At 63.3% G+C, this 24,998-nt stretch carries 21 protein-coding genes; 17 read left to right on the top strand and 4 right to left on the bottom strand.

The window, feature by feature from the left end; genetic code table 11:
• The first annotated feature begins 99 nt into the window (after positions 1-99).
• Positions 100-2,922 carry a DEAD/DEAH box helicase gene (locus COCCU_RS07945; RefSeq protein ID WP_156231017.1) on the top strand — a complete coding sequence of 941 codons (2,823 nt, stop codon included), beginning with the start codon at positions 100-102 and terminating at the stop codon, positions 2,920-2,922.
• Here the strand turns inward: COCCU_RS07945 and ypfJ are convergent.
• Positions 2,919-3,806, bottom strand: a complete 888-nt coding sequence (gene ypfJ, locus COCCU_RS07940; protein ID WP_156231016.1) for a KPN_02809 family neutral zinc metallopeptidase — start codon at positions 3,804-3,806, stop codon at positions 2,919-2,921. The two genes, COCCU_RS07945 and ypfJ, sit on opposite strands and share 4 nt — an antisense overlap.
• 205 nt (positions 3,807-4,011) lie before the next feature.
• Between ypfJ and aspS the strand changes: the two genes are divergently transcribed.
• The 16 genes from aspS (at position 4,012) to COCCU_RS07860 (ending at position 22,346) form a co-directional block, all read left to right on the top strand.
• Positions 4,012-5,847, top strand: coding sequence for an aspartate--tRNA ligase (aspS, locus tag COCCU_RS07935; protein ID WP_156231015.1), 1,836 nt, complete (start codon positions 4,012-4,014; stop codon positions 5,845-5,847).
• A 177-nt stretch (positions 5,848-6,024) separates the two neighbouring features.
• A complete protein-coding gene (locus COCCU_RS07930) occupies positions 6,025-7,278 on the top strand; it encodes a phosphotransferase (RefSeq protein ID WP_156231014.1) in 1,254 nt (417 codons plus the stop codon).
• A 12-nt stretch (positions 7,279-7,290) separates the two neighbouring features.
• Entirely contained in the window at positions 7,291-8,655 is a 1,365-nt protein-coding gene (locus COCCU_RS07925) for a replication-associated recombination protein A (protein WP_156231013.1), read from the top strand.
• A 204-nt stretch (positions 8,656-8,859) separates the two neighbouring features.
• A complete protein-coding gene (gene alaS / locus COCCU_RS07920) occupies positions 8,860-11,529 on the top strand; it encodes an alanine--tRNA ligase (RefSeq protein ID WP_156231012.1) in 2,670 nt (889 codons plus the stop codon).
• Positions 11,530-11,888: 359 nt separating this feature from the next.
• Positions 11,889-12,533, top strand: coding sequence for a Holliday junction resolvase RuvX (ruvX, locus tag COCCU_RS07915; RefSeq protein WP_156231011.1), 645 nt, complete (start codon positions 11,889-11,891; stop codon positions 12,531-12,533).
• Positions 12,530-13,732 (top strand): endolytic transglycosylase MltG, encoded by a 1,203-nt coding sequence (gene mltG / locus COCCU_RS07910; RefSeq protein WP_231598703.1) that lies wholly within the window; start codon positions 12,530-12,532, stop codon positions 13,730-13,732. The genes ruvX and mltG overlap by 4 nt, the downstream gene beginning before the upstream one ends.
• The gene (locus COCCU_RS07905; protein WP_156231010.1) at positions 13,729-14,553 is read left to right on the top strand and encodes a shikimate dehydrogenase; all 825 of its coding nucleotides are present in this window, start codon (positions 13,729-13,731) and stop codon (positions 14,551-14,553) included. The genes mltG and COCCU_RS07905 overlap by 4 nt, the downstream gene beginning before the upstream one ends.
• Positions 14,554-14,563: 10 nt before the next feature.
• Positions 14,564-15,046: a prepilin peptidase gene (locus tag COCCU_RS07900; protein WP_231598702.1), complete on the top strand. Its 483-nt coding sequence runs from the start codon at positions 14,564-14,566 to the stop codon at positions 15,044-15,046.
• A gap of 147 nt (positions 15,047-15,193) precedes the next feature.
• Positions 15,194-16,420: a chorismate synthase gene (gene aroC / locus COCCU_RS07895; protein ID WP_156231009.1), complete on the top strand. Its 1,227-nt coding sequence runs from the start codon at positions 15,194-15,196 to the stop codon at positions 16,418-16,420.
• Positions 16,401-16,946, top strand: a complete 546-nt coding sequence (locus COCCU_RS07890; RefSeq protein ID WP_156231008.1) for a shikimate kinase — start codon at positions 16,401-16,403, stop codon at positions 16,944-16,946. Before aroC ends, COCCU_RS07890 begins: the two co-directional genes overlap by 20 nt.
• An 85-nt stretch (positions 16,947-17,031) precedes the next feature.
• On the top strand, positions 17,032-18,108 hold the full coding sequence (gene aroB / locus COCCU_RS07885; RefSeq protein WP_156231007.1) for a 3-dehydroquinate synthase: 1,077 nt from the start codon (positions 17,032-17,034) through the stop codon (positions 18,106-18,108).
• A gap of 6 nt (positions 18,109-18,114) precedes the next feature.
• Entirely contained in the window at positions 18,115-18,552 is a 438-nt protein-coding gene (aroQ, locus tag COCCU_RS07880; RefSeq protein WP_156231006.1) for a type II 3-dehydroquinate dehydratase, read from the top strand.
• A gap of 243 nt (positions 18,553-18,795) precedes the next feature.
• The gene (locus tag COCCU_RS07875; protein WP_156231005.1) at positions 18,796-19,887 is read left to right on the top strand and encodes an aminopeptidase P family protein; all 1,092 of its coding nucleotides are present in this window, start codon (positions 18,796-18,798) and stop codon (positions 19,885-19,887) included.
• 55 nt (positions 19,888-19,942) lie between these two features.
• Complete coding sequence (gene efp / locus COCCU_RS07870; RefSeq protein WP_156231004.1) at positions 19,943-20,506, top strand: elongation factor P; 564 nt, start codon at positions 19,943-19,945, stop codon at positions 20,504-20,506.
• 21 nt (positions 20,507-20,527) lie between these two features.
• Complete coding sequence (gene nusB, locus COCCU_RS07865) at positions 20,528-21,202, top strand: transcription antitermination factor NusB (RefSeq protein WP_156231003.1); 675 nt, start codon at positions 20,528-20,530, stop codon at positions 21,200-21,202.
• A gap of 286 nt (positions 21,203-21,488) precedes the next feature.
• Positions 21,489-22,346, top strand: coding sequence for a PPK2 family polyphosphate kinase (locus tag COCCU_RS07860; RefSeq protein WP_156231002.1), 858 nt, complete (start codon positions 21,489-21,491; stop codon positions 22,344-22,346).
• A gap of 78 nt (positions 22,347-22,424) precedes the next feature.
• On the opposite strand, the gene COCCU_RS07855 is transcribed toward COCCU_RS07860, so the two are convergent.
• From COCCU_RS07855 to COCCU_RS07845, 3 genes are read right to left on the bottom strand one after another with little or no spacing between them, the layout of a single operon-like run.
• The gene (locus COCCU_RS07855) at positions 22,425-22,892 is read right to left on the bottom strand and encodes a YbjN domain-containing protein (RefSeq protein WP_156231001.1); all 468 of its coding nucleotides are present in this window, start codon (positions 22,890-22,892) and stop codon (positions 22,425-22,427) included.
• Positions 22,882-23,379, bottom strand: coding sequence for a YbjN domain-containing protein (locus COCCU_RS07850; RefSeq protein WP_156231000.1), 498 nt, complete (start codon positions 23,377-23,379; stop codon positions 22,882-22,884). Before COCCU_RS07850 ends, COCCU_RS07855 begins: the two co-directional genes overlap by 11 nt.
• A 50-nt stretch (positions 23,380-23,429) precedes the next feature.
• Positions 23,430-24,986: a TIGR01777 family oxidoreductase gene (locus tag COCCU_RS07845; protein ID WP_156230999.1), complete on the bottom strand. Its 1,557-nt coding sequence runs from the start codon at positions 24,984-24,986 to the stop codon at positions 23,430-23,432.
• Between the last annotated feature and the right edge of the window lie 12 nt (positions 24,987-24,998).

Genomic DNA, 24,998 nt, shown 5'->3' with positions numbered 1-24,998 from the left:
ATGAAAAAATCAATGACAGGTCAGACCATTTTCAGACTCCGCGGGGGAGCATCTGAGAGACACTTTCGCCCCTCTGGCAGAATCAGCCAGGTGACAAGGGTGGAGAAAACACAACTCGAAGCAATCCTGGCCGCAGCCGACCGGGCCATCGCCGTGGCGCAGGAAGCCGAAGAAGCAGTGGGCTGCCTCGGCTCCGGAGAAACAGCCACCGCTGGCACCATCCTCTCCGGAGCGCGCCTCGAAGAAGCAGAATTCCGGGTGGACATCCTCCCGCACGGAGCCCTCACCTGGCCTGAGAGCCTCTACCTCCACCTCGAGTTCTCCCACCACCCCCATGCCGCCGACACTCTGGTCCAGGTGATCCACACCTGTCGGGAACTGCCCGAACTCCGGGAAAAGGCCACCCATGCCGCGCCGGGTCTGCTCGGTCGACTCTTCGGTGGCAACCGGGTTAAAGCTGGCCAGGAAGCCGCCGCGCAGATGCAGGCCATGCTGGCGGACCCGAACCGCCGGGGCCTGCTCACGGACGCAGGAACGCTGCTGGATAAATTCCAGCGCGCCGAAACCCTGCAACGAGTCGGAGTCCGGCTCTTCCCCGGTTCCCACGGCACCCCGGACCACCTGATCGCCGGGGCCCGGCACGCCCTGGCCCAGGCCCTCGGCACCGAAAACCCCGTATTCCTCCAGTGGGAGCAGTCCCAGATCCAGCCGGTGCTGCGCCTGGCCCAGGCCCTCCGGACAGACCCCCACAGCGAACCGAAACTACGCCAGGGCGCCCAAGCGGCGCTCAATGCGCTCAACGGTGAAAGAGTTGAGGTGCTGCTGCGCCAACTGCCGGTGGAGGCCCTGCGCACCGCCACCCGGGAACGCCTGCGCTTCCCCGACCTCTCAACCCACGGGTACAACAGCGTCGCCGATGTCCTGAATGCCAGCCAGCGCGAGCTGATCGCCCTCAACGGCATCGGTGAGGTCACCGCAAAAAGAATGAAGGCTGCCGCCCAGACCCTGCACCGCGAGGCACTCGCGGCACACCACACCGCCATCGGTGACACACCCACCACCGCAGCACTGCGACTACTGGCCATCCTGGCCCAATTCGATGCCCTCAACAGTCTCGACGAGCTGGAGAGGGACCGCCGGAACCGGGTGTTGGAGGACACTGAACACCTTCCCCTCACGGACTCCCCGGATCCCTGGACCGTGGTTCTCAACACCCCCGAGGCCGAGAACCAGCTCTGGCAGCGCTACACCGATGACCTCGCCTGGGCCAGGGCGCACCCCGCACCCTTCCGGCCAGCGAAAGATCTGCGTTCCCGGCCCCTTCAGGGCATGAGCGCCTGGGAGGACTACCTCACCCGCCCCGCCCACTACCAGGGACTCCTGGTCAGCCTCCTCCAATTGGAGGTCGAAGGTGGCGGTGACCTGGCCGGAGACACCCTCGCAAGAGTCCGGGCACTACGCCTGGATCGCAGCCACCTCAAAGACCTGCGGCTACGTGGTTACCAGTCCTTCGGGGCACGCTTTGTCATCGTGCAACGCAAGGTCCTCCTCGGGGATGAAATGGGGCTGGGAAAAACCGTGCAGGCTCTCGCAGCAGCCGCCCACATCGCCGCCGGTGTCGAGAAAGAAAGACAAAAATCTGCCCACCTGCTGGTGGTCTGCCCGGCTTCCCTGCTGGGCAACTGGGTGCGGGAATCCCACCGCTTCACCGACCTACCGGTTCACCGTGCCCACGGCAGTGACAAGGACACCGCCCTCGGCCAGTGGCGGGGCAGCGGCGGAATCCTGGTGTGCACCTTCGATGGAGCCCGCACCCTCGACATCGGCCGCATCGACATGATCATCGTGGATGAAGCACACATGATCAAAAATCCGGAGACCCAACGCTCCCGCGCCCTCCAGACACTGATCACGCGGGCCACGTACGCCCTGCTGATGAGCGGAACCCCCCTGGAAAACCGCGTCTCCGAGTTCGCCGCCCTCATCAACTACCTCCAGCCCGAGCTGATCACACCGGCCATGGCCACCATGTCCGCCACTGATTTCCGCAAACACATCGCCCCCGCCTACCTGCGCCGCAACCAGGTAGAAGTACTTGATGAACTGCCCGAGAAAATGGACCAGATCGACTGGGTGCAACTCAACGACGCCGACCAACGCCACTACGCCACCGCCGTTGGGGAAGGCAGCTGGATGGACATTCGCCGGGCCGCATTCTCCACCCCCGGCGTCGAACCCGCCAAACTCACCCGGATCCGCGAAATCCTCGAAGAAACCACCGAAGCTGGTCGCAAAGCCATCATCTTCACCTACTTTCGAGAAGTTCTCTCCCGCCTGGCGGAAGAACTGGGGGAGCAGGTGCTGGGCACCATCTCCGGATCCGTGCCACCCACCAGGCGCCAGGACCTGATTGACGCCCTCGCTGACGCTCCCGCCGGCTCCGTCCTGCTGATTCAGATCACCGCTGGCGGAGTGGGCCTCAACATCCAGTCCGCCAGCGTCGTCATCATCGCCGAACCCCAGGTCAAACCAAGCATCGAAGCCCAAGCCATCGCCCGCGTCCACCGCATGGGCCAGATCTCCACCGTTCAGGTTCACCGCCTGGTCGCCGATGACACCGCCGAAGAACGCATGCTTGACATGCTCGCCGATAAACGCCGACTCTTCGACACCTACGCCCGGCCCAGTGAATCCGCCGCCATCCACGACGCCGTCGACATCAGTGAAGCCACCCTCGCCGCCGAAATCATCGCCGAAGAACGCCAACGCCTGGGCTACTCGACGACCCCGCCGAATCCCGGGGACGCCGGAGCGAACCAGCACGACCTGCACCCCCCGGGGCACGCTGCGTCGTCAAGCAGGCACCGCAAAACCCCCGGCCACCAGGACACGGTGACCGGGGGAGAGGACCAGCAACCCTAGGGGTTGTAGACCCCACGCTCCAGCGTGTCGCAGGCAGCCATCGAACCAGTTTCATAACCGGTCATGAAGGCCTGCTGACGCTGCTCCGAAGAACCATGGGTCCAACTCTCCGGAGACACCTCACCCCCGGAGCGACGCTGGATATTATCATCACCGACCGCACCGGCGGTGGCCATCGCATCAGCCAACTGCTCCCTGGTGATGGTCTCCAACAGGGCATCCTCCCCATCATCGGCATAATGCGCCCAGATCCCGCCGTAACAGTCCGCCTGCACCTCGATCTTCACCGCATTGGATTCCGCGCCGGGGTTGTTGTAGTCGCTCATCCCCAGGGTGCCCTCCAGGTGCTGGATGTGATGGCCGAACTCGTGGGCCACGATATATTCCTGCGCCAGCGGGGCATCCTCGCCACCGAGCTCCTCCAGCTGAGCGAAGAAGGAGGTGTCGAAGTAGGCGGTCTGATCACTGGGGCAGTAGAAGGGGCCGGTTGCGGCCGAAGCTGCCCCACAACCGGAGGAGATGGACTGTTCGAAGATCATCAGGCCCGGTTCGACATAGTCGATACCGGCCTGGGCGGGCAGCTCCTCCACCCACACCTGATCCAGGGACACCGCTGTGGCAGCCACCCGGCAGTCTGCGTAGGTGTTGGCGGCCTCAGCGGTGCCACAATGCTCCAGTCCACCGCTTTCGGAGCCAGGCTCCAACTGGCGTTGGCCCTGCCCGCCCACGATGTCATCGACCTGGGAAGGGTCACCGCCCAAGAGCAGGAAAAGTCCGACCAGCACCAGGGCGCCAAGACCGCCGCCACCGGCGATCAGTCCGCCGCGGCCGCCACCCGTCCGGGCACGGCCACTGGATTTACTCACATCGCCACGAAAGGTCATGAGAAAATCATGCCATGAACTGTGCCCTCAAGTGACAGCGGACACCATTATGTGACCAAAGGAGGGGTTCTGGGTGGGGTGGGAAGAATCCCGGAAAGGGCCGGCCGAGGCAGCTGGTGTGGGCCGATCCCCGGGCGGGTCCGTGGCAGCAGGTAAAGTGGGCGCCTGACAGAAGCTGCTTGAATACTGGAAGGACGTAGACGCCTTGCTGCGTACACATCTCGCGGGCGACCTCCGCAAAGAAAACGCTGGACAGACCGTGACCCTGACCGGCTGGGTTTCCCGTCGTCGCGATCACGGCGGTGTGATCTTCATCGACCTGCGTGACCGCACCGGCCTCGCCCAGGTCGTGTTCCGTGACAGTGAGGTCGCTGAGCGGGCCCATGATCTGCGCAGCGAGTACTGCCTCCAGGTCACCGGCGTCGTTGAGCTCCGCCCCGAGGGTTCCCAGAACCCCAACCTGCCCTCCGGTGACATCGAGCTCAACGTCACCGAGCTCAACGTCCTCAACGAGTCCGCCGCGCTGCCCTTCCAGATCGGGGATTCTTCAGCCGGTGGTGAGGTCGGCGAGGAGACCCGTCTGAAGTACCGTTACCTGGATCTGCGCCGCCCGGTCCAGGCCAACGCCCTGCGACTGCGCTCCGCCGCCAACAAGGCGGCCCGCACCGTTCTGGACGGCCATGACTTCACCGAGATCGAGACCCCGACCCTGACCCGCTCCACCCCTGAGGGGGCGCGTGACTTCCTGGTGCCGGCACGTCTGAAGCCGGGCTCCTTCTACGCCCTGCCGCAGTCCCCGCAGCTGTTCAAGCAGCTGCTGCAGGTCGCCGGCATGGAGCGTTACTACCAGATCGCCCGCTGCTACCGGGACGAGGACTTCCGTGCCGACCGTCAGCCGGAGTTCACCCAGCTCGACGTCGAGATGAGCTTCGTCGACCAGGATGATGTCATCGCCCTGGCCGAGGAGATCCTGGGTGAGGTCTGGAAGCTGATCGGCTACGAAATCACCACCCCGATCCCGCGGATCACCTACGCCGAGGCGATGCGTCGTTTCGGTTCCGATAAGCCGGACCTGCGCTTCGACATCGAGATCACGGAGTGCACCGAGTTCTTCCAGGACACCAGCTTCCGTGTGTTCAAGAATGAGTACGTCGGTGCGGTCGTCATGAAGGGCGGGGCTTCCCAGCCGCGTCGTCAGCTCGATGCCTGGCAGGAATGGGCCAAGCAGCGTGGCGCCAAGGGCCTGGCCTACATCCTCGTCGGCGAAGGCGGTGAGCTGGGCGGCCCGGTGGCCAAGAACATCACCGACGCAGAGCGTGCCGGTATCGCCGCCCACGTCGGTGCGGAGCCGGGGGACTGCATCTTCTTCGCCGCCGGTGAGACCAAGCCCTCCCGTGCCCTGCTGGGCGCGGCCCGCGGTGAGATCGCGGAGAAGCTGGGTCTGATCAAGGAAGGCGACTGGGCCTTCACCTGGGTCGTCGACGCCCCGATGTTCGAATCCGCTGCCGATGCCACCGCTTCCGGTGACGTGGCCCTGGGCAACTCCACCTGGACCGCCGTCCACCATGCCTTCACCTCCCCGAAGCCGGAGTACCTCGAGAACTTCGACACCGAGCCGGGTGAGGCACTGGCCTACGCCTATGACATCGTCTGCAACGGCAACGAGATCGGTGGCGGCTCCATCCGCATCCACCAGAGTGATGTTCAGGAACGCGTCTTCAAGGTGATGGGCATCTCCGAGGAGGAGGCCAAGGAGAAGTTCGGCTTCCTGCTTGACGCCTTCGCTTTCGGCGCCCCGCCGCACGGCGGCATCGCCTTCGGCTGGGACCGTATCGTCTCCCTGCTGGGCGGTTTCGACTCCATCCGCGATGTCATCGCCTTCCCGAAGTCCGGTGGCGGAGTTGATCCGCTTACCGATGCCCCGGCCCCGATCACCGCGCAGCAGCGCAAGGAGTCCGGTATCGACGCCAAGCCGAAGTCGGCTGAAGGCGGCGAGAAGGCCGGGAAGAAGGCTGTGGCCACCGCGGCCGAGGCCAACTAACACCTCAATCCCGAAGCGGGAGCAGTCATGCCCCCGAATTCAGTTTTTTCTCGAATTCGGGGGTATCACCGTGCCCGCCATGCATAATCGTCAACAGGTGGGCTAGTTCACACTTCCCACATCAGTGGCCCCAGATCGCCTACCGGGTCACACCCCCCGCTTGAAGGAGAAACCCTCGTGCTGTCCACGGAAGAGATCATCCAGATCGCTGAAAGTCTGCTCTCTGAGCGTTTCGGCGGCCAACAGGAGATCACCGAAACCGAGCAGCTGAGCGGCTCCGGAACCGCCACTGTCCTCCGGGCCCGCGTGGCGCCCTCACCCTTCCTGCAGCAGCGCAGCATCATCCTCAAATGCATCCCCGAGACCGGGGAAAGGCTTGATGATGCCGCCCTGGTCCGCGAGGTGGTCTCCTACCAGTTCACCACCTCCCTTCCGGAGGAGGTCCGCCCGGGGCCGATGCTGCTGGCCCATGACATCACCCGCCGCATCCTGGTCATCACCGACTCCGGTGACGGTGACACCTTCGCTGATCTGCTGACCACCACCTCGGGGGAGACCCGCATCCAGATCCTGCGCAACCTCGGCCAGGCACTCGGTCGGATGCACGCCGGTACCGCCGACCGGGAGGAGGACTTCGACATCCTCATGGCCCGGATGCTGCGCACCCACCCGGAGACCTCCGATGTCAACCGGCTCCGCGACCGGGCCCTGGTCTTCTCCATCCAGGTCGGCCTGGAACTGCTGCGCGACGCCGATTTCGAGATCCCCCAGGTCGTGCTGAACCTGGCCAAGGAGGCGGAGCGTCGGCTGCTGACCGGTCACCACCGCGCCTTCACCCCCTTCGACCTCTCGCCCGACAACATCATTGTCGCCGAGCGCACCCACTTCCTTGACTATGAGTGGGCCGGATTCCGGGACGTCTCCTTCGACATCGCCAGTGTGGTCGCAGGTTTCCCGCAGTTCCTCTTCTCCCGGCCCATCACCGATGATGAGGCTGATGTCTTCATCGACGCCTGGGTACGTGAGGTCTCCACCCGCTGGCCCAACACCAAGATCGAGGAGGAGCTGAACCTGCGGGTCACCGCCGCCCTGATCGGCTGGCTGTTGGAATCGATCTCCCTGATGCGTTTCGGTTCTCTGACCAACACCGTCTTCGCCCTCCGGGACAGTGGCCTGGCGCCGGAACTCACCGAGGGGATCCGGGTGCCTGAGTCCGCCCCGGAACTCAAGGAAGGGGAGGGGCTGGGTGACATCCTCCGCCGCGCCAGCGAAGGACCCTTCACGCAGGATGAACTCCTGGTCCGTCAGGACCTCTATGAAACCGCGGAGGCGCTGTCCCGTTTCGCGGAGCGCAGCAAAGACACACAGCTGGAGATCGTCGCGAAGTTCGCCAGCGAGATCGCCGAGCGGGTCGCGGTCCGGGAAGCGTAGACTTTCCCAGCTATGAGCCAGGATTCTCTGTTCGGACCAGCTGACCCCCTCTCCGGTGGTGATCCCGCTGACAGCGGGAACGCCGAAGAGTTCTTCAAGGTCGGTCCCGGAGCGCCCCTGGCTGCCCGGATGCGGCCCCGCACCCTGGATGAGGTAGCCGGCCAGCAGCACCTGCTGGGGCAGGGCCGTCCCCTGCGCCGCCTGATCGAGGGTTCCGGCGAGGCCTCGGTCATCCTCTACGGACCACCCGGTACCGGAAAAACCACCATCGCCTCCCTGATCAGTACCGCCACAGGCCAGAAATTCGTCGGTCTCTCCGCCCTGAACTCCGGGGTGAAACAGGTTCGCGAGGTCATCGACCGGGCCCGCCGCGATCTGATTCACGGTCAACGCACCGTCCTCTTCATTGATGAGGTGCACCGTTTCTCCAAGACCCAGCAGGATGCTCTCCTGGCCGCGGTGGAGAACCGCACCGTGTTGCTGGTGGCCGCAACCACGGAGAACCCCTCCTTTTCAGTGGTGGCCCCGTTGCTCTCCCGCTCCCTGCTGCTGCAGCTGGAGTCCCTGGAGCCGGAGGACATCCACCAGCTGCTGGAACGTGCCTTGAGTGATGAGCGTGGCCTGGCAGCGCGGATCACAGCCTCCGCGGAAGCTCTGGAACAGCTGGTGCTGCTGGCTGGTGGTGATGCCCGTCGCGCGCTGACCTACCTGGAGGCGGCGGCGGAGGCGGTCAGCGATGGTGGGGAACTGGACGTCGATACGGTCCGGGACAATGTCAACCGTGCAGTGATCCGTTATGACCGCGATGGTGATCAGCACTATGACATCGTCAGTGCCTTCATCAAGTCGATCCGGGGCTCGGATGTGGATGCTGCACTGCACTACCTGGCCCGGATGGTGGAGGCGGGGGAGGACCCCCGGTTCATCGCCCGCCGCCTGGTGGTGCACGCCAGTGAAGATATCGGCATGGCAGATCCCACCGCCCTGCAGACCGCGGTGGCCGCATCCCAGGCGGTGCAGCTCATCGGGATGCCGGAGGGCCGCCTGGCACTGGCCCAGGCAACGATCCACCTGGCGACCGCACCGAAGTCCCCCGCGGTGATCAACGCCATCGGGGCTGCCGTGGCGGATGTACAGAAGGGGCATCTGGCACCAGTCCCCGCCCACCTGCGGGATGGTCACTATGAGGGGGCGAAGAAGATGGGCAGTGCCGTGGGCTATCAGTATCCCCATGATGATCCCCGGGGTGTGCTCACCCAGCAATATATGCCGGAGGGCATGTCGGACCGGGTGTATTATCAGCCGACCGAGCATGGGGTGGAGAAGAAGATCTCCAGCTACCTGGGCAGACTTCGACGCATCGTCCGCGGCCACTGAGCCGGAGGGGCAGATGATCCTCCTCACGTGGGGGAGGTGGGGTGGAATTTAGCGGTCCCGGAGGCTGTTCCTGAAAAGTGGGAGGGCTGACACTTCAGTTCAGCTGCCAGGCAGGTAATGTAGGGCACCGTTCACTTTCGGTTCGGGAGTAGCCTTCCCGGAACAAAATAGCTAGCCATAACAATATGGAACAAGGAGCACGGCGTGCAGACCCATGAGATCAGGGAGCGTTTCACCAATCACTTCGTCAGGTCCGGACACGAGGCGGTCCCGAGTGCGTCGCTGATTCTCGATGACCCCAACCTGCTCTTCGTCAACGCAGGAATGGTTCCCTTCAAGCCCTACTTCCTGGGCCAGGAGACCCCGCCTTTCGCCAACGGCACCGCCACCTCCATCCAGAAGTGTGTGCGCACCCTCGACATCGACGAGGTCGGCATCACCACCCGTCACAACACCTTCTTCCAGATGGCCGGCAACTTCTCCTTCGGCCAGTACTTCAAGGAGGGGGCGATCACCCATGCCTGGACGCTGCTGACCGGTTCCCTGGCCGAGGGCGGCCTGGGCCTGGACCCGGAGCGACTGTGGGTCACCGTCTACCTCGATGATGATGAGGCCGCCGAGATCTGGGAGAAGAAGATCGGTGTTCCGGCGGAACGTATCCAGCGTCTGGGCATGGAGGACAACTACTGGCACATGGGTGTGCCCGGCCCCTGCGGTCCCTGCTCCGAGATCTACTTCGACCGTGGCCCGGCCTACGGCAAGGAGGGCGGCCCGGCGGTCGATGACAACCGATACATGGAGATCTGGAACCTGGTCTTCATGGAGAAGGAGCGCGGTGAGGGCACCGCTAAGGGTGAGTTCGAGATCCTCGGTGACCTGCCCAAGAAGAACATCGACACCGGCATGGGTGTGGAGCGTGTCGCCTGCCTCCTCCAGGGCGTGGAGAATGTCTACGAGACCGATCTGCTGCGTCCCGTGATCGACACCGCCGAGAAGTTGACCGGCGCCACCTACGGCAAGGACAACACCGCCGACATCCGCTTCCGTGTGATCGCCGACCACTCCCGCACCGGCATGATGCTCATCCTTGATGGTGTCACCCCCGGTAATGAGGGTCGTGGTTACATCCTGCGTCGTCTGCTGCGCCGCATCATCCGCTCCGCCCGTCTGCTGGGGGCCACCGCTGAGACGATGCAGCAGTTCATGAACACCATCATGGACACCATGACCCCCTCCTACCCGGAGATCGCCGAGAACCGGGAGCGCATCCTCAACGTCGCCACCAATGAGGAGAAGGCCTTCCTGCGCACCCTGGAGTCCGGCACCCAGCTCTTCGAGCAGGCTGCCAGCAGTGTCAAGCAGTCCGGTTCGACCACCGTCGCCGGTGATCAGGCTTTCGCGCTGCATGACACCTATGGCTTCCCGATCGACCTGACCCTGGAAATGGCCGCCGAATCCGGCCTCGAGGTCGACATCGAGGGCTTCGAGTCCCTGATGGCGGAGCAGAAGGCCCGCGCCAAGGCGGACAACCAGGCCAAGAAGCACGGCCACGCCGACCTCAGTGTCTACCGCCAGTGGGTTGATGAGCACCCCACCGAGTTCCTCGGTTATGAAGCACTGAGCTCCCAGTCCAAGGTGCTGGGCCTGGTTCGCAATGGTGAATCCATCAATGAGGCCCATGCCGGTGAGGAAGTCGAGGTCATCCTCGACCACACCCCGATGTACGCCGAATCCGGTGGTCAGCTGGGTGACCGCGGCCAGTTGGTCTCCGGTGACACCCTGCTCAACATCAATGATGTGCAGAAGATCGGCAAGAAGCTGTGGATCCACAAGGCCACCGTCGCCTCCGGGGGACTGGACCTGGGTTCAGAGGTCACCGTCAACGTTGACGGGAAGTGGCGTCACGGTGCCCGCCAGGCACACACCGCCACACACCTGATCCACGCTGCCTTGCGCCAGGTGCTCGGCCCCACCGCGGTCCAGGCCGGTTCCCTGAACCGTCCCGGTTACCTGCGTTTCGACTTCAACTTCACCGAGGGACTGTCCCCGGCACAGATGGAGCAGATCGAGTTGATCACCAACCAGGCGGTGGACACGGACTGGGCTGTCAACACCATCGAGACCTCCCTTGAGGAGGCCCGGAAGATGGGCGCGATGGCGCTCTTCGGTGAGAACTACGGCGACAGTGTCCGCGTCGTCGAGATCGGTGGCCCCTTCTCCATGGAACTCTGCGGTGGCACCCATGTCACCCACTCCTCCCAGATCGGGCCGGTCACCCTGCTGAGCGAGGCCTCCGTGGGTTCCGGCGTGCGCCGTATCGAGGCTTACTCCGGCATGGATTCCTTCCAGTTCCTGTCTCGGGAGGCTGCCCTGGCTTCTGGTCTGGCGTCCTCCCTGAAGACCCCGACCGTTGATCTGCCGGAGCGTGTCCGCCAGCTCACCGATAAGCTCAAGGCCGCCGAGAGGGAGATCGAGAACCTCCACAAGGCACAACTGGCGGCCAACACCTCCAAGCTGCTGGACCAGGGGGTCGAGATCAATGGTTTCACCGTCCTGACCATCCAGCTGCCCAAGGGCACCTCCGCCGGTGATCTGCGAACCGTGGCCACCGACCTGCGTGGTCGTCTCGGTGAGCGGGAGGGCATCGTGGTTCTGGCTGCCGAGGATGGACAGGGGAAGGCCCCCTTCATCATCGGTGCCACCAAGTCCGCCATCGCCCGGGGCGTGAAGTCCGGTGACCTGGTCAAGCTGCTCGGCGGTTATGTCGATGGCCGGGGTGGCGGAAAGCCGGACATGGCGCAGGGTTCCGGCAGCAAGCCGGAGGGCTTCAATGCAGGTTTTGAGGCACTGAAGAGCGAACTCGCCCAACTCTAAACCTCCCAGACACCACCCTGACTAGAGTCGGGGTGGTGTCTTCATCTCCCCAGGGACCGGCACTCTCCCCAGGGACTTCCGGGAGATTCACACTGACCCTTCTGGATTGCTTCGCTCATGTACGGGTTAGCATGGTTGACGCTTGTTCGGGCATGCTGTGGTAGTCCGAACGGGCATCCAGATCAGGCATCTCAGCTAAGGAAACTTTGCCCCAGGCAAAGCTGAGAGTGTGTATCGATTAAGAGACACACGCCTGAAATGGGTCCAGAGACGTTGCGAAACCGTTACATTGGAGCAGTGCGAGGGTGATCGTCCCATGCCCCTGCCCCATCCCGAAACCGAAAGGCGGCGGTAGCCAGATGAAGGTCACCCCGGATGTCCCAGGTGTCAATGATCCCGGTCCTGGCCGAAGGCTCGGCATTGATGTCGGCACCGTCCGTATCGGAGTCGCCTCCTCAGACCGTAATGCGACACTGGCAACCCCGGTGGAGACCATTCCCCGGGTGACCGGCTTCAAGGGCAGGGACGGTGCAGATATCGACCGACTCATTGAACTCATCGAGGAATACCGGGCGGTGGAGGTGGTTCTGGGCCTGCCCCGTGACCTCAAGGGGGATGGCTCCCACAGCGTCAAGCATGCCAAGGAGATCGCCTTTCGGATCCGGCGCCGCCTCAACAACCCGGATAGTGCCTTGAGCAATGTCGCGGTCCGGCTCGGCGATGAGCGGCTGACCACCGTGGTGGCCCTTCGGGCGATGCGAGAGTCTGGAGTGGGGGAGAAGGAAGGCCGGAAATTCATCGACCAGGCCGCCGCCGTGGAAATTCTGCAGACCTGGCTCGATACCCGTGCCAACCATCTCGCCCAGAATTCCCTGACGCCCCAGGCAACCCCGGATACCCCGCAGCCAGAACAAACCAGCACCCCTGAGACCGGCTCAGATAAGAGCAGCACCGAGCAGCGCCCTGTGACACCGGGGCCTGAGAACCAGAATGGAACGCTATGACCCAGAAAGTAAAGCGTGCGGCCAATGGACGGCGAATGGAAAACAAGTTCGTCAAACGCCGCCAACGTGGCCTGGCGGTGCTCATCGCCGCACTGGTGCTGCTCATCGGCGGGGTGATCTACATCGGCGTCCGGGTCTCCAGTGGGGAGAACGGAACCTCCGTCTCCGCCACCGACTATGAGGGCACCGGCAACGGTGAGGTGCAGCTGGTGGAGATCCCCGAGGGTTCCTCACTTTCGGCGCTCGGCCCCCAGCTGGAGGAGCGTGACATCGTCAAATCCGATGCCGCCTTCCAGACTGCAGCCGCCTCCAACCCGGATGCCTCCAATGTGCAGCCCGGTTTCTACCGGTTGCAGGGCCAGATGAGCGCGGTGGAGGCGGTCCGGGCACTCTTGGATCCGGCCAACCGCACTGAACTACTCGATATTCACGGGGGTGCGACCCTGTTGGATGTCAATGTCATCGGCGGGGCAACCCGACTGGGTGTCTACTCCCAGATCTCTGCCCTGACCCAGGATGGACTGGGCAACCCCACGGTCACCGCGGAACAGCTGGAGCAGGTTGCGGCGAACACCCCGCCGGAGCAGCTGGGTGTTCCGGAGTGGGCCCTGGAGGCGGTCAACGCTCGCGGCAATGACCCTAAACGCCTGGAGGGCCTGATCGTGCCCGGACAGTATGTGATCAACCCGGAACTCAGCGCAGCGGAGATTCTCACTGACCTGGTCACCCGTTCCACCCAGAACTACAATGACAGTGGCATCGTCGACCGGGCGGCAGCCCTGCAGCTGAGCCCCTATGAGCTGCTCACCGCCGCCTCCCTGGTGGAACGTGAGGCACCGGCTGGGGAATTCGACAAGGTAGCCCGGGTGATCCTGAACCGCCTGGCAGAGCCGATGCGCCTGGAGTTCGACTCCACCGTCAACTACGGCCTGGAGTCGGTGGAGGTCGCCACCACTGATGAGGACCGTGCCAGGGTGACCCCCTGGAACACCTACGCCAAGGATGGGCTACCGGACACCCCGATCGCCGCGGCTTCCATGGAGGCGATTGAGGCGATGGAGAACCCGGCGGAGGGTGACTGGCTCTTCTTCGTCACCATCAGTCAGGATGGCACCACCGTTTTCAACAATAATTTTGAGGATCACGTGCGAGACACTCAGCAGGCACTGGACAACGGTGTTCTGGATTCGCAACGATGAGCGGGATCAGCCACCGTGCCGCTGTACTCGGCTCGCCGATCGAACATTCCCGTTCCCCGCTGCTGCACAACGCCGGTTACCGTGAGCTCGGCCTGGATGACTGGGAGTATGGCCGTTTCGAGTGCACCGCGGAGCAGCTGCCCGAGCGGGTTTCCGGGCTGGGTGACAGCTACGTGGGTTTCTCGGTGACCATGCCCGCCAAGTTCGCGGCCCTGGAATTCGCCGATGAGGTCAGCGATCGGGCCCACCAGATCGGTTCCGCCAACACCCTGGTGCGTACCAGCTCAGGTTGGCGGGCGGATAACACCGACTGTGATGGCATTGCCGGTGCCCTGCGGGAACTGCTGGCCGCTAAGTCCCCGGCGGGGATGCATGCCCTGGTGCTCGGTGGGGGCGGCACTGCCCGCCCGGCACTGTGGACCCTGGCCAACGAGGGTGTGGCAAAGCTGACGGTGCTCAACCGTTCCGACAAGCGCGCCGAGCTGGCACCCCTGGCCACCGCACATGGTGCCGAGTTCGAGATGGGGGACTTCTCCGGGGACCTGGAGAAGATCGCACTCTCCGCGGACCTGATCGTCTCTACTCTGCCCGCCGGGGTGCTGGCGGGGATGGAACGTCAGCTGGCACACGCCCCGGTCTTCGATGTGCTCTATGAGCCCTGGCCCACACCCCTGACGGTGCAGGCCGCCGCCAATGGCCACCGCAGTGTCGGTGGCCATGTGATGCTCGCACATCAGGCCTATGGCCAATTTGAGCAGTTCACCGGCATTGCAGCTCCCCGTGAGGCGATGTGGCAGGCACTGGAGAAGTCTTTGAGCTAATCTCAGGCACATGATCGGGTCAGCCGTGGGGGCGGCGAATATTCCGGGCGTGCTCATCGATGCCGCGCACAGCGCAGCTTCAATGAGCACGCCCTTCCTCTTGCTCGGGTTGGGCTGCACCACCTGGGCCATCGCGCTCTGTGTAGTGGATTTGCGGCAGCGGCGGTTGCCGGATGCACTGACCCTGCCGGCTATTCCACTGGCATGGGGGTTGGCACTGCTGTGGCAGCCCACGGCGGTCCTGGGTGGGGTCGGGTGGGCCCTGTTTCTGCTGTTGATCGGGATCTGGCTGGGTGGGGTCGGCGGGGGAGACATCAAATTGGCTGCCTCGCTGGGCACCGGTGTGGTGCTCGGTGCGGGCTTTGGCACCCTGCCCTGGGTGATGGCCGGGGCAGCGGGGATTGCCGCACTGATCATGCTGCTCAGCCGTCGGGAGAGCCTGCCCTTCGGGCCAGCGATGCTGCTGGCTGCGGGACTCGGGATTCTCTCCTGAACCGGCGCCTGAACCTGTGCCTGAGCCTGTTCCGGGGGTGGGTGCGGGGGATGAAGGGTCGCCTGGAGTGGGGTGTCTGGGTGTGCTGACCACCGCTTAAGGGGAGTCTAAGCGCTTAAGGTCCGGCAGTCATGAGATAATGTCAGCATGCTTCGATGGACTACTGCAGGGGAATCCCACGGCCAGGCGCTGATCGCCATGGTGGAACACATGCCCGCGGGGGTGCCGGTCTCCAAGGAAGAGATCGCCGCTCAGCTTTCGCGGCGCCGACTCGGTTATGGGCGGGGTGCCCGCATGAAGTTTGAGGCCGATGAGCTGACACTGCTCACCGGCATCCGACACGGCAAGACTTTGGGCGGCCCGATCGCTGTCATGATCGGCAACACCGAGTGGCCCAAGTGGACCACCATCATGTCGGCCGAGCCGGTGGATCTGGACGATCCAGAGATCGCCAAGGAAATGAACTCCGGGCGTGGTGCCAAACTGACCCGCCCCCGCCCGGGCCATGCTGATTTTGCCGGCATGCTCAAATATGACTTCGATGAGGCCCGGCCGGTGCTGGAACGTTCCTCCGCCCGGGAGACCGCCTCCCGGGTGGCTGCCGCCACCATTGCCCGTAGCTTCCTCCGGGAAACCCTCGGCGTGGAGGTTTTCTCCCACGTCATCTCCATCGGCCGTTCCGAGCCTTATATGGGCGAAACCCCGAGCTTCAGTGCTCTCTCCGCCATCGACGAGTCTCCGGTCCGGGCCTTCGGCAAGGATGCCGAAGAGTCCATGATCACCGAGATCGATGCCGCCAAGAAGGCCGGTGACACCCTCGGTGGCATCGTCGAGGTCGTGGTGGAGGGGCTGCCGATCGGCCTGGGCTCCCACGTCTCGGGTGAGGATCGTCTCGATGCTCAGCTGGCCGGCGCCCTGATGGGTATCCAGGCCATCAAGGGGGTGGAGGTTGGTGACGGCTTCGAGGAGGCCCGCCGCCGAGGCTCCGAGGCCCATGATGAGATGGTCCGCACCGAGGATGGTGTCGACCGGCTCAGCAACCGGGCTGGTGGACTAGAGGGTGGCATGACCAATGGTCAGACCCTGCGGGTGCGCGCTGCCATGAAGCCGATCTCCACGGTGCCGCGGGCCCTGAAGACCGTCGACATGGCTGATGGTTCTGCCGCCACCGGCATCCACCAGCGTTCTGATGTCTGCGCCGTCCCAGCTGCTGGTGTCGTCGCCGAAGCAATGGTTGCCCTGGTCCTGGCCCGTGCGGTACTCAAGAAGTTCGGGGGCGATTCCCTCAATGAGACCCGCCGCAATATCGAGGGCTACCTGGACCACATCAATGCACGATTGGATTTCAACACCCATGACGGAACTGATTCCTAACGTGGACGAAACCGCCCAGCGTCCGAGGGTGGTCCTGGTCGGCCCTCCCGGTGCCGGAAAGTCCACCATCGCCCGCCGCCTGGCCAGGGCCCTCAGCCTTGGCCTGGTCGACTCCGATGAACTGATTGAGGAGGCCACCGGCAAGGCCTGCGGTGAAGTCTTCGCCGAGCTGGGCGAACCCGCCTTCCGTGAGTTGGAGGCCGCGCAGGTGGCCGAGGCCCTGAAGACCAGCGGAGTGGTCAGTCTCGGTGGTGGTGCAGTGGTCACCGCATCAACCCGGGAACTGCTCGCTGATCACGATGTGGTCTGGATCGATGTTTCTCCGGAGGAGGGCTACCGCCGCACCTCCAGCGATGACACCCGCCCGGTGCTGCTCGCGGAGAACCCGCGGGAACACTACCGGAATCTGCTGGAGACCCGCATGCCGCTGTACCACGAGGTCGCCGGCTTCCGGATCCGCACCGATCGACGCACCCCGCAACAGGTGGTCGCCGATGTACTCGGCCATCTTGATTCCCTGGTCTGACCTAAGCTTTCAGCATCTGAAATAACATCCGGGGCCTGCCCACAGGCTCCCCCCGGAGCGAACCTGCAGGAGGATCCACCCCGCCATGACCATCATCGACGTCAACGGCCCCACCCCCTACCAGGTGCACATCGACCGCGGTCTGAACTCCGCGATCGTCGATCGTGTCCTGGTGACTGGTGCAGCCAAAGTCGCCATCATCCATCAGCCCACCCTGGTGGAGCCGGTGCGGGAACTGACCAACCTGCTGGGGGAGCGGGGTCTGGAAGTGGTGCCGATCCTAGTTCCTGACGCCGAGGCGGGAAAGAGCCTGGAGGTTGCCGGGCAGTGCTGGGATGCGCTCGGCCAGGTGGCCCTGGGTCGCCGGGATGTGGTCATCGGTTTCGGTGGCGGTGCCGCCACCGACCTGGCCGGTTTCATTGCCGCCGCCTGGATGCGTGGTGTCAAGGTCATCCAGGTGCCCACCACCCTGCTGGCCATGGTCGATGCCGCAGTCGGTGGCAAGACGGGTATCAATACCGCCGCCGGTAAGAACCTCGTCGGCGCCTTCCACGAGCCGGACTCGGTATTCATCGACCTGGATCGTTTGGAGACCCTGCCGAAGGAAGAGATCATCGCCGGTTCCGCGGAGATCATCAAGACCGGTTTCATCGCAGACCCGGTGATCCTGGAACGCTATGAGGAAGATCCGGCGGCGGCCCTGGACCCGGCTGGTTTCCTGCCGGAGCTGATCGCCCGTTCGGTGCAGGTCAAGGCTTCCGTGGTGGGCCAGGACCTCAAGGAGTCCGGCCTGCGTGAGATCCTCAACTACGGACACACCTTCGGGCATGCTGTGGAGCTGCGTGAACAGTACCGCTGGCGTCACGGTAACGCCGTTGCCGTGGGCCTGATGTTCATCGCCGAGCTGGCGGAGATCAACGGCCTGATCGATGCTGAACTCGTGGCCCGCCACCGTCGCATTCTGACCTCCGTGGGCCTGCCCACCACCTATGAGGCCGGGGTTTTCGATGAACTCCATGAGGGCATGACCCGCGACAAGAAGAACCGGGACGGCAACATTCGTTTCGTGGCGCTGACCGGAGTGGGAGAGACCACCCGACTGGAAGGCCCGGCCCTGGGTCAGCTGCAGGATGCCTACCGGCGCATCAGCGAAGGAGCTTAAGGGCACATGAAGGTTCTCGTTCTCAACGGCCCCAACCTCAACCGCCTGGGGAAGCGTCAGCCGGAGATCTACGGTTCCACCAGCCTGGCTGATGTGGAGAAGATGATCTCGGTGCGTGCCGCCGAACTCGGGCTGGAGGTCGAGTGCCGCCAATCCAATGCCGAGCATGAGTTGCTCAATTGGGCCCATGAGGCCGCCGACAACAACTGGGCTGTGATCATCAACCCGGGTGGTTTCACCCACACCTCCGTGGCATTGCGGGATGCTCTGGTGGAGGTCTCTGATGGTCATGGTTTTGTGGAGGTGCATATTTCCAATGTGCACGCCCGGGAACCTTTCCGGCAGCACAGTTACCTCTCGCCGATTGCCCGGGGTGTGATCGCCGGGCTGGGGGTGCAGGGCTATTTGATGGCTCTGAGCTACTTCGCCGCCCAGTCGTCCTGAGGTCTCCTCCTGATCCGCAGTGTGGATCAGGGGCGGGGCCTTGTAAAGCGTGGCACCAGAAGTGGGTGCCAGGGGGTTGGAATGATGGGGGAAATCCTTGGGGATCCCCCCGGTGATTCCAACCCCCTTCCTGACTTTTGCGGGTTAAGCTTGGTTGATAATTCAAAATGCCTGTTGCTGCCGCCCAGCCCCTCCCCGGGGAGGGGTGTGCCAGTAACCGACCTACGTGGAGGTTTCGACCAGATGGCTCTCGCGGACACCCGTTTCGCCACCCGACGTCGCGCTCTGGCGGCCAAGCTCGCCGGCCAGCGTATCGACATGATGCTGGTGACCAACCTGATTCATGTCCGTTATCTCTCCGGCTTCTCCGGCTCCAATGGTGCACTTCTGCTCTCCAAGGATCTCAACGCCCACATCTGCACTGACGGTCGCTACGTCACCCAGATCGCGGAGGAGGTCCCCGATATCGAGGCCTTGATCGCACGTCCCTGTGCCGAAGCTCTGCTGGGCAGGATTGAAGGCCCTCGTCGGGTCGGCTTCGAAGCCTCCTACGTCTCCGTGGAGCAGCTGGAGTCTCTGCAGGAGATCTGTGGTGAGGACGTCCAGCTGGTCCCTGTCAGCGGGGTGATCGAGGAGATCCGTCTGACCAAGGATTCGATTGAGCTGGAGCGACTGCGGGAAGCCGCTGATATCGCCGCCACCGCCTTCAAGGATCTGCTGGCAGCAGGGGAACTGGCGGTGGGCCGCAGTGAGAGGGAGGTCGCTGCTGATCTGGAATACCGCATGCGCCTGGGTGGAGGAGAACGTCCCTCCTTTGACACCATCGTCGCCTCCGGCCCGAACTCCGCTAAACCCCACCACGGGGCAGGTGAGCGTCGTATTGAAAAGGGTGACCTGGTCACCATCGACTTCGGGGTGCACACCCGTGGCTTCAACTCCGACATGACCCGCACCCTGGTGATGGGGGAGGCGAATGACTTCGCCCGCGAGATCTATGATGTGGTGCTGCGTGCCCAGCTGGCCGGCATTGAAGCTGCTAAACCGGGAACCGCTCTGGTGGATGTGGACCGGGCCGCCCGAGATGTCATCGTCGAGGCAGGCTATGGTGATTACTTCATTCACTCCACCGGCCATGGCATCGGCCTGGAGGTCCATGAAGCTCCCAGTGCCTCGCTCTCCGGCGTGGGGGTGCTCAGGGAGAACATGTCCCTGACCATCGAGCCCGGAATCTATGTGCCGGGTAAAGGTGGGGTGCGCATCGAGGACACCCTGATCATCACTCAGGGCATGCCCGAAATTATCACCGATATCAAGAAGGACCTGCTTGTGATGTAGGATATGTAAGCTATTTACACCAGGTCATAAACCAAGCTCAAAGGGAGACACCTAAGTGGCGACCACAGCCGATTTTAAGAACGGTCTTGTCCTCAAGGTCGATGGCAAGCTGCAGCAGATCATCGAATTCCAGCACGTCAAGCCGGGCAAGGGCCCCGCATTCGTGCGCACCAAGCTCAAGGATGTCCTCTCCGGCAAGACCCTCGACAAGACCTGGAACGCAGGCGTCAAGGTCGAGACTGCGACCGTCGACCGCCGCGACATGACTTACCTCTACAACGACGGTTCCTCTTTCGTCGTCATGGACGACAAGAACTACGAGCAGGTTGAACTGCCGCTGGACGCCTTCGGCAATGCCGGCGACTTCCTGCTGGAGAACATGCGGGTTCAGGTGTCCTTCCACGAGGGCGAGGCTCTTTTCGGTGAGCTCCCCGTTTCCGTGGATCTCGTTATCCAGCACACCGATCCGGGCCTGCAGGGTGATCGTTCCACCGGTGGCACCAAGCCTGCCACCCTCGAGACCGGCGCCGAGATCCAGGTGCCGCTGTTCATTGAGACCGGCAACGTCGTTAAGGTGGACACCCGCAGCGGTGAATACCTGTCCCGCGTGAACAACTAATTCGGCGGTAGAGATATTTCAGTGAGTGATCCCAAGAATTACCGTCGCCATGGTGCGCGTTACCGCGCCCGCCGTCGCGCCGTGGATATCCTCTTCGAGGCTGAAGCCAGGGACCTTGATCCCGTGGCGATCATCGAAGATCGGGTACAGCTGTCCAGAAACCTCGACAACGGAGTTCCCCCCGTCGCCGACTACACCCGGGTGATTGTGGCGGGTGCCGCCGCCGAACTCGACCGGATCGACGACACCGTGGAGAAGTACCTCTCCGAGGACTGGGAGCTGCACCGCATCCCGGCGGTGGACCGAGCCATCATGCGCGTCGCCACCTGGGAGATGCTCTTCAATCCCGATGTTCCGGTGAAGACCGCCCTCGTCGAGGGTGTGGAGCTGGCCAGCGAGTACTCCAACGATGCTGCTGCGCCCTATATCCATGCTCTGCTTGACGACATCGCGCAGGTGGTTCATGAACTCCGCGCCGAGATCAAGGGCGAGGCTGCACCAGACGTCGCAGCAGAGGCTGCAGATGTCGAGAATGAAAAGGCTGTGGCCACCACCCCCGAGGCCGAAGCTGCGGAACAGTCCGAGACTGCTGCACCAGCTGTGGAAATCCCGGCTGAGCAAGCTGAGTCAGTTGAGCCGGTTGAGACCGAAGCTGAAGCCGCATCGGCTGATCCGGTCACCGGAGACAACAGGTAGTTTCCTGCCTGCCCGGGTTTTCTGCCGCGGTGCCCTGAACAGATCCTTTCCGAGGATCCGTTCAGGGCACCGCGGCTTTTGTCGCCTTCCAGGGCCTGGGACATCGTCGGGGTGGAATTTTTTCCGCCGGATGCCCCATCCCGGAGAAGTTCCCCTCGGTCAAAGCGTGCCCCGCGTGAGCGGGAGAAGCAGGGATCTGCTGAAAATCACGGTTTTCCATATCTGTTGGGTCTCTATCCGCATTATTCCCGCAGGGCGGGGGAGTGTCGGCGCTAACATGGAAACCATGTCCGATTTCAGCATTAAAGATGCCCAACGAACTCGCGTCGGCCCCGGATTCACATTGTCTGAGGTTGATCCGGACTCCACCCCCGGTTTCAAGGGCGGCAACAAGGATCTTGATCGAGCTTTCAGGGAACCCGATGAGGAACTGCTCACCCTGCAGGAGAAACTCTGGGCTAATGGCCGACGCAACCCCGAGGAAATCGGATCCGTACTGGTGGTGCTCCAGGGTATGGACACCTCCGGGAAAGGCGGCGTGGCCCGCCGCGTCTTCGGTATCTTCCCTCCCTATGGCCTGAAGGTGTACGCCTTCGGTAAACCGACCGAGGAAGAACTGGCCCATGATTTCCTGTGGCGGATCCGCCCCCAGGCCCCGGAACCCGGACAGATCGCCGTGTGGGACCGCTCCCATTATGAGGATGTGCTGGTTCACCGGGTGCTCGGGCTCAGCCCGGCGGAGGAGATTGAACGCCGCTATGGGGCGATCACCGACTTCGAGTGGGAACTTTCTCAGCGTGGCACGCGCATCATCAAGGTGATGCTGCATATCTCCCCGGAGTTCCAGGCCAAAAATCTGCTTGATCGTATCGAGAACCCGGAGAAGGTCTGGAAGTATCAGCCCGGTGACATTGATGATCGCCGTCATTGGGATGACTATCAGGAGGCCTTCGAGATTGCGCTCACCCGTACCTCCACCGCCTATGCCCCCTGGTACTGTGTGCCCGGCGATGACAAGGACTATGCCCGCCTGGTGGTGAAGTATCTGCTGCTGAATGAGCTGCGCTCCATGAATCTGGAGTGGCCGGAGATCCATTTCGACCCGGATATGGAGAAGCAACGACTCTTTGACTCCATGAAGTAGTTTCCGGGGGGCCTTGGTGCTGCGCCGAGCGCCCCCTGCCTGGGGGGGCAAGGGGAGGGCGTCGATAAGCGGGGCTTTTTAAGCTTCGGTGGCGCCGGGGGCGGCTGCGCGAATTTCCTGGGCGGCCTGCTGCACCGCGGTCTGGGCGGCGAGCACCGTATCCACCGCTTCCTGGATATTGCTGTGCAGCTGATCATCGGACATGCCGGCAGCGACCAGGACATCATGCTCGGTGCGCACGATCAGCTTCTCGGAACGGTCCACGATGGCTGCCTTGGCGGCGAAGGTACGGCTGTTGACCTGGTTGCAGGCCAGATGCAGTGTCGGATCGCCCTGCTCGGTGATCTCCTCGGTGGGGACATCTGCTCGTATGATGAGCACGGAACTCAGCAGTGCGAAAGTGACCATGGTGCCATTGAGGTTGGCGGTGGTCACGGTCTCATTTTCGCCGGGGATCAGCTCAACTCCGAAGCTGGCCATAGTCTCCGTGATCCGCGGGAAATCCACCGCACTCAGCGGTTGTTTCGCAGAATTCTTAATGCTCATCGTGCTGATCCTCCCAGGTCACGAGTTCTGGGAACTGGCTCTCCAACCACTTGGCGCAGTTGTTGACGGAATCCAGGGTCGACATCATGAAGGCCCCGATCTGGTTCCGGCTCAGTCCATGGGTGCTATTTGCCTGACGGCTGGCGCTGAGGGCCAGGACACCGCCCCGGGTCTCGAAGAAGCGCAGTGTCGGGGTGAACTGGGTGAGATTCCACTCGTTGACCGCCGCCACCACCTGTGGGGCCATTTCAGGGGCGGGGGTGCCCCGCCACATGGAGTCGAAGATCAGATGATCTGCGTCCACAGCAAAAGAAATGGCCACATTGATGAATCCGGTGCGGACGATCATCTGCTTCTCACCGTCGGGGCCCGGGGCCTCCTCCAGTCGGTACTGAAGTCCCTCGGACTCCAGGATTTCAGCCACCCGCTGAGGTGTCACCGCAGCGATGGGGGTGTCCGGTTCTCTCTCCGGTTCAGGTGTGGTCACGCCTGTTACGTTCCTTAAAGATCATGGGGGTCAGGTACTCCGGAACCATCCTAGCTATCAGACCAGGCACCGGTCTGGGGGTCCTCTTCTAGGACATGGCCATCGAGCTGCTGGCCAGCAGTTTTGGGGGCGGACTCAGTTTCCCCCGGTTTCTTTTCAAGGCTTTCAGCTGGCACGGAACTGTCCTCGGGAAGTACGGCAGGCTCCGCGGCTTCCGTCTTCTCCACCAACCCGCCCTTCTGCTTCATCCCCATGATCTCCTCGAAACCGAGTTCATGAGCCAAGGCGGAGTTGAGGCTGGGGTAGCGGAAATGGTGCCCCAGCCCCTGCAGTACCTCAGGGATCACCTTCTGGTCTGCCAGGGCCACCTGCTGGGCTCCTTCCTTCCCCAGCACCATGCGGGGGCCGATGGAGGGGATCTGAAACAGCTTGGGGCGGTGCAGGCTGGTGCTCAGGGCGGCCATGAAATCATGGTTGATCACCGGGCTGGGCGCGACAGCATTAACGGGGCCGGAGAGCTCCGCATCGAGGATGGCGCGGAGGTAGATGTCGGTGAGGTCATCGATGGCGATCCAGGACATCCAGAAATTTCCGTCACCGATATCACCACCCAACCCAGCACTTGAGAGGGTGCGCAGCGGAGGTAGGAGACCGCCCAGGCCACTGAGCACCAGGCCGGTACGGATCTGGACGGTGCGTGCCCCCGACTCGGCGGCGGGGGCGGTGGCCTCCTCCCAGTCACGGATCACTTCGGCGAGGAAATCATCCCCGGCGGTGGCGGATTCATTGAGCTTCTCACCACTGCGGTCCGCACCGTAGTAACCGATGGCGGAGGCGGAGACCATGGTGCGGCAGGTGGGGGAGTCCCCCACGAGCTGGGCTAATCGGCGGGTCGGTTCAATACGGGATTCCCGGACCGCCTTCTTGTGGGCTTCATTGAAACGGCTCGAGATGGGTTCGCCAGCCAGGTGCACCAGCACATCAACACCCTCGAGCAGATCGGCGGCGGGGTAGAAGGGATCCCACTGTCGCTGCCCAGGCTTCGGGGTTTTACGGACCAGCTGGATCACCTGGTGGCCGGCGGTGCTCAGCTGAGCACTGAGGGCCCGGCCGATGAACCCCCGGGAACCGGTCATGGCGATGACCAAGGAGCGGGGCTCACCTCCGGTGTCTCGCGGGGTGAATTCCTCGAAACGTCGCAAGGCCAGAATGTCCTCGATCAGCTGGTGCTGACGGTAGGCGAACATGGGTGCCAGACTGGCTCCGGGAAGCCGGGTGCTCACTGTGTCGGTGATCAAGGTGCCATCCTGGTGGTCCGCGAAAGCGTGGATATGGCGCCAGTTGGCCATCAGTTTGAAGGGGGCACTGGTACAGACATCGGTGAACTGGTGCCCCCGCCGGTAGGCGGAGAGATCATGACGGGAGACCCATTTGAGGCCGGCGGGGAGTGCGAAGATGGTGGTGCCATCGGAAAGCCGCTCCGCCTGCTGGATGGGGGTCATCGACAAAAATGGTGGGGCAAGCCGGGTCAGAGCACCGGGGCGGGTGTGCCACTCCCAGACGAACTCGCGGGGTGCAGGAACAATATGGCTGGCGGTCAGGCTCATCCGACGGCCCTC

The sequence above is a fragment of the Corynebacterium occultum genome (assembly GCF_009734425.1).
GTDB lineage: Bacteria > Actinomycetota > Actinomycetes > Mycobacteriales > Mycobacteriaceae > Corynebacterium > Corynebacterium occultum.
This window is presented reverse-complemented; position numbering and strand designations above follow the sequence as displayed.

Excerpts from the sequence above, each read along its gene's own strand:
- COCCU_RS07905 (WP_156231010.1), top strand. The coding sequence starts at position 13,729 with ATGAGCGGGATCAGCCACCGTGCCGCTGTACTCGGCTCGCCGATCGAA.
- COCCU_RS07925 (WP_156231013.1), top strand. The coding sequence starts at position 7,291 with ATGAGCCAGGATTCTCTGTTCGGACCAGCTGACCCCCTCTCCGGTGGT.
- aroB (WP_156231007.1), top strand. The coding sequence starts at position 17,032 with ATGACCATCATCGACGTCAACGGCCCCACCCCCTACCAGGTGCACATC.
- aroC (WP_156231009.1), top strand. The coding sequence starts at position 15,194 with ATGCTTCGATGGACTACTGCAGGGGAATCCCACGGCCAGGCGCTGATC.
- COCCU_RS07855 (WP_156231001.1), bottom strand. The coding sequence starts at position 22,892 with ATGAGCATTAAGAATTCTGCGAAACAACCGCTGAGTGCGGTGGATTTC.
- COCCU_RS07845 (WP_156230999.1), bottom strand. The coding sequence starts at position 24,986 with ATGAGCCTGACCGCCAGCCATATTGTTCCTGCACCCCGCGAGTTCGTC.
- ruvX (WP_156231011.1), top strand. The coding sequence starts at position 11,889 with ATGAAGGTCACCCCGGATGTCCCAGGTGTCAATGATCCCGGTCCTGGC.
- aroQ (WP_156231006.1), top strand. The coding sequence starts at position 18,115 with ATGAAGGTTCTCGTTCTCAACGGCCCCAACCTCAACCGCCTGGGGAAG.
- COCCU_RS07875 (WP_156231005.1), top strand. The coding sequence starts at position 18,796 with ATGGCTCTCGCGGACACCCGTTTCGCCACCCGACGTCGCGCTCTGGCG.
- COCCU_RS07860 (WP_156231002.1), top strand. The coding sequence starts at position 21,489 with ATGTCCGATTTCAGCATTAAAGATGCCCAACGAACTCGCGTCGGCCCC.
- ypfJ (WP_156231016.1), bottom strand. The coding sequence starts at position 3,806 with ATGACCTTTCGTGGCGATGTGAGTAAATCCAGTGGCCGTGCCCGGACG.
- COCCU_RS07900 (WP_231598702.1), top strand. The coding sequence starts at position 14,564 with ATGATCGGGTCAGCCGTGGGGGCGGCGAATATTCCGGGCGTGCTCATC.
- COCCU_RS07890 (WP_156231008.1), top strand. The coding sequence starts at position 16,401 with ATGACGGAACTGATTCCTAACGTGGACGAAACCGCCCAGCGTCCGAGG.
- mltG (WP_231598703.1), top strand. The coding sequence starts at position 12,530 with ATGACCCAGAAAGTAAAGCGTGCGGCCAATGGACGGCGAATGGAAAAC.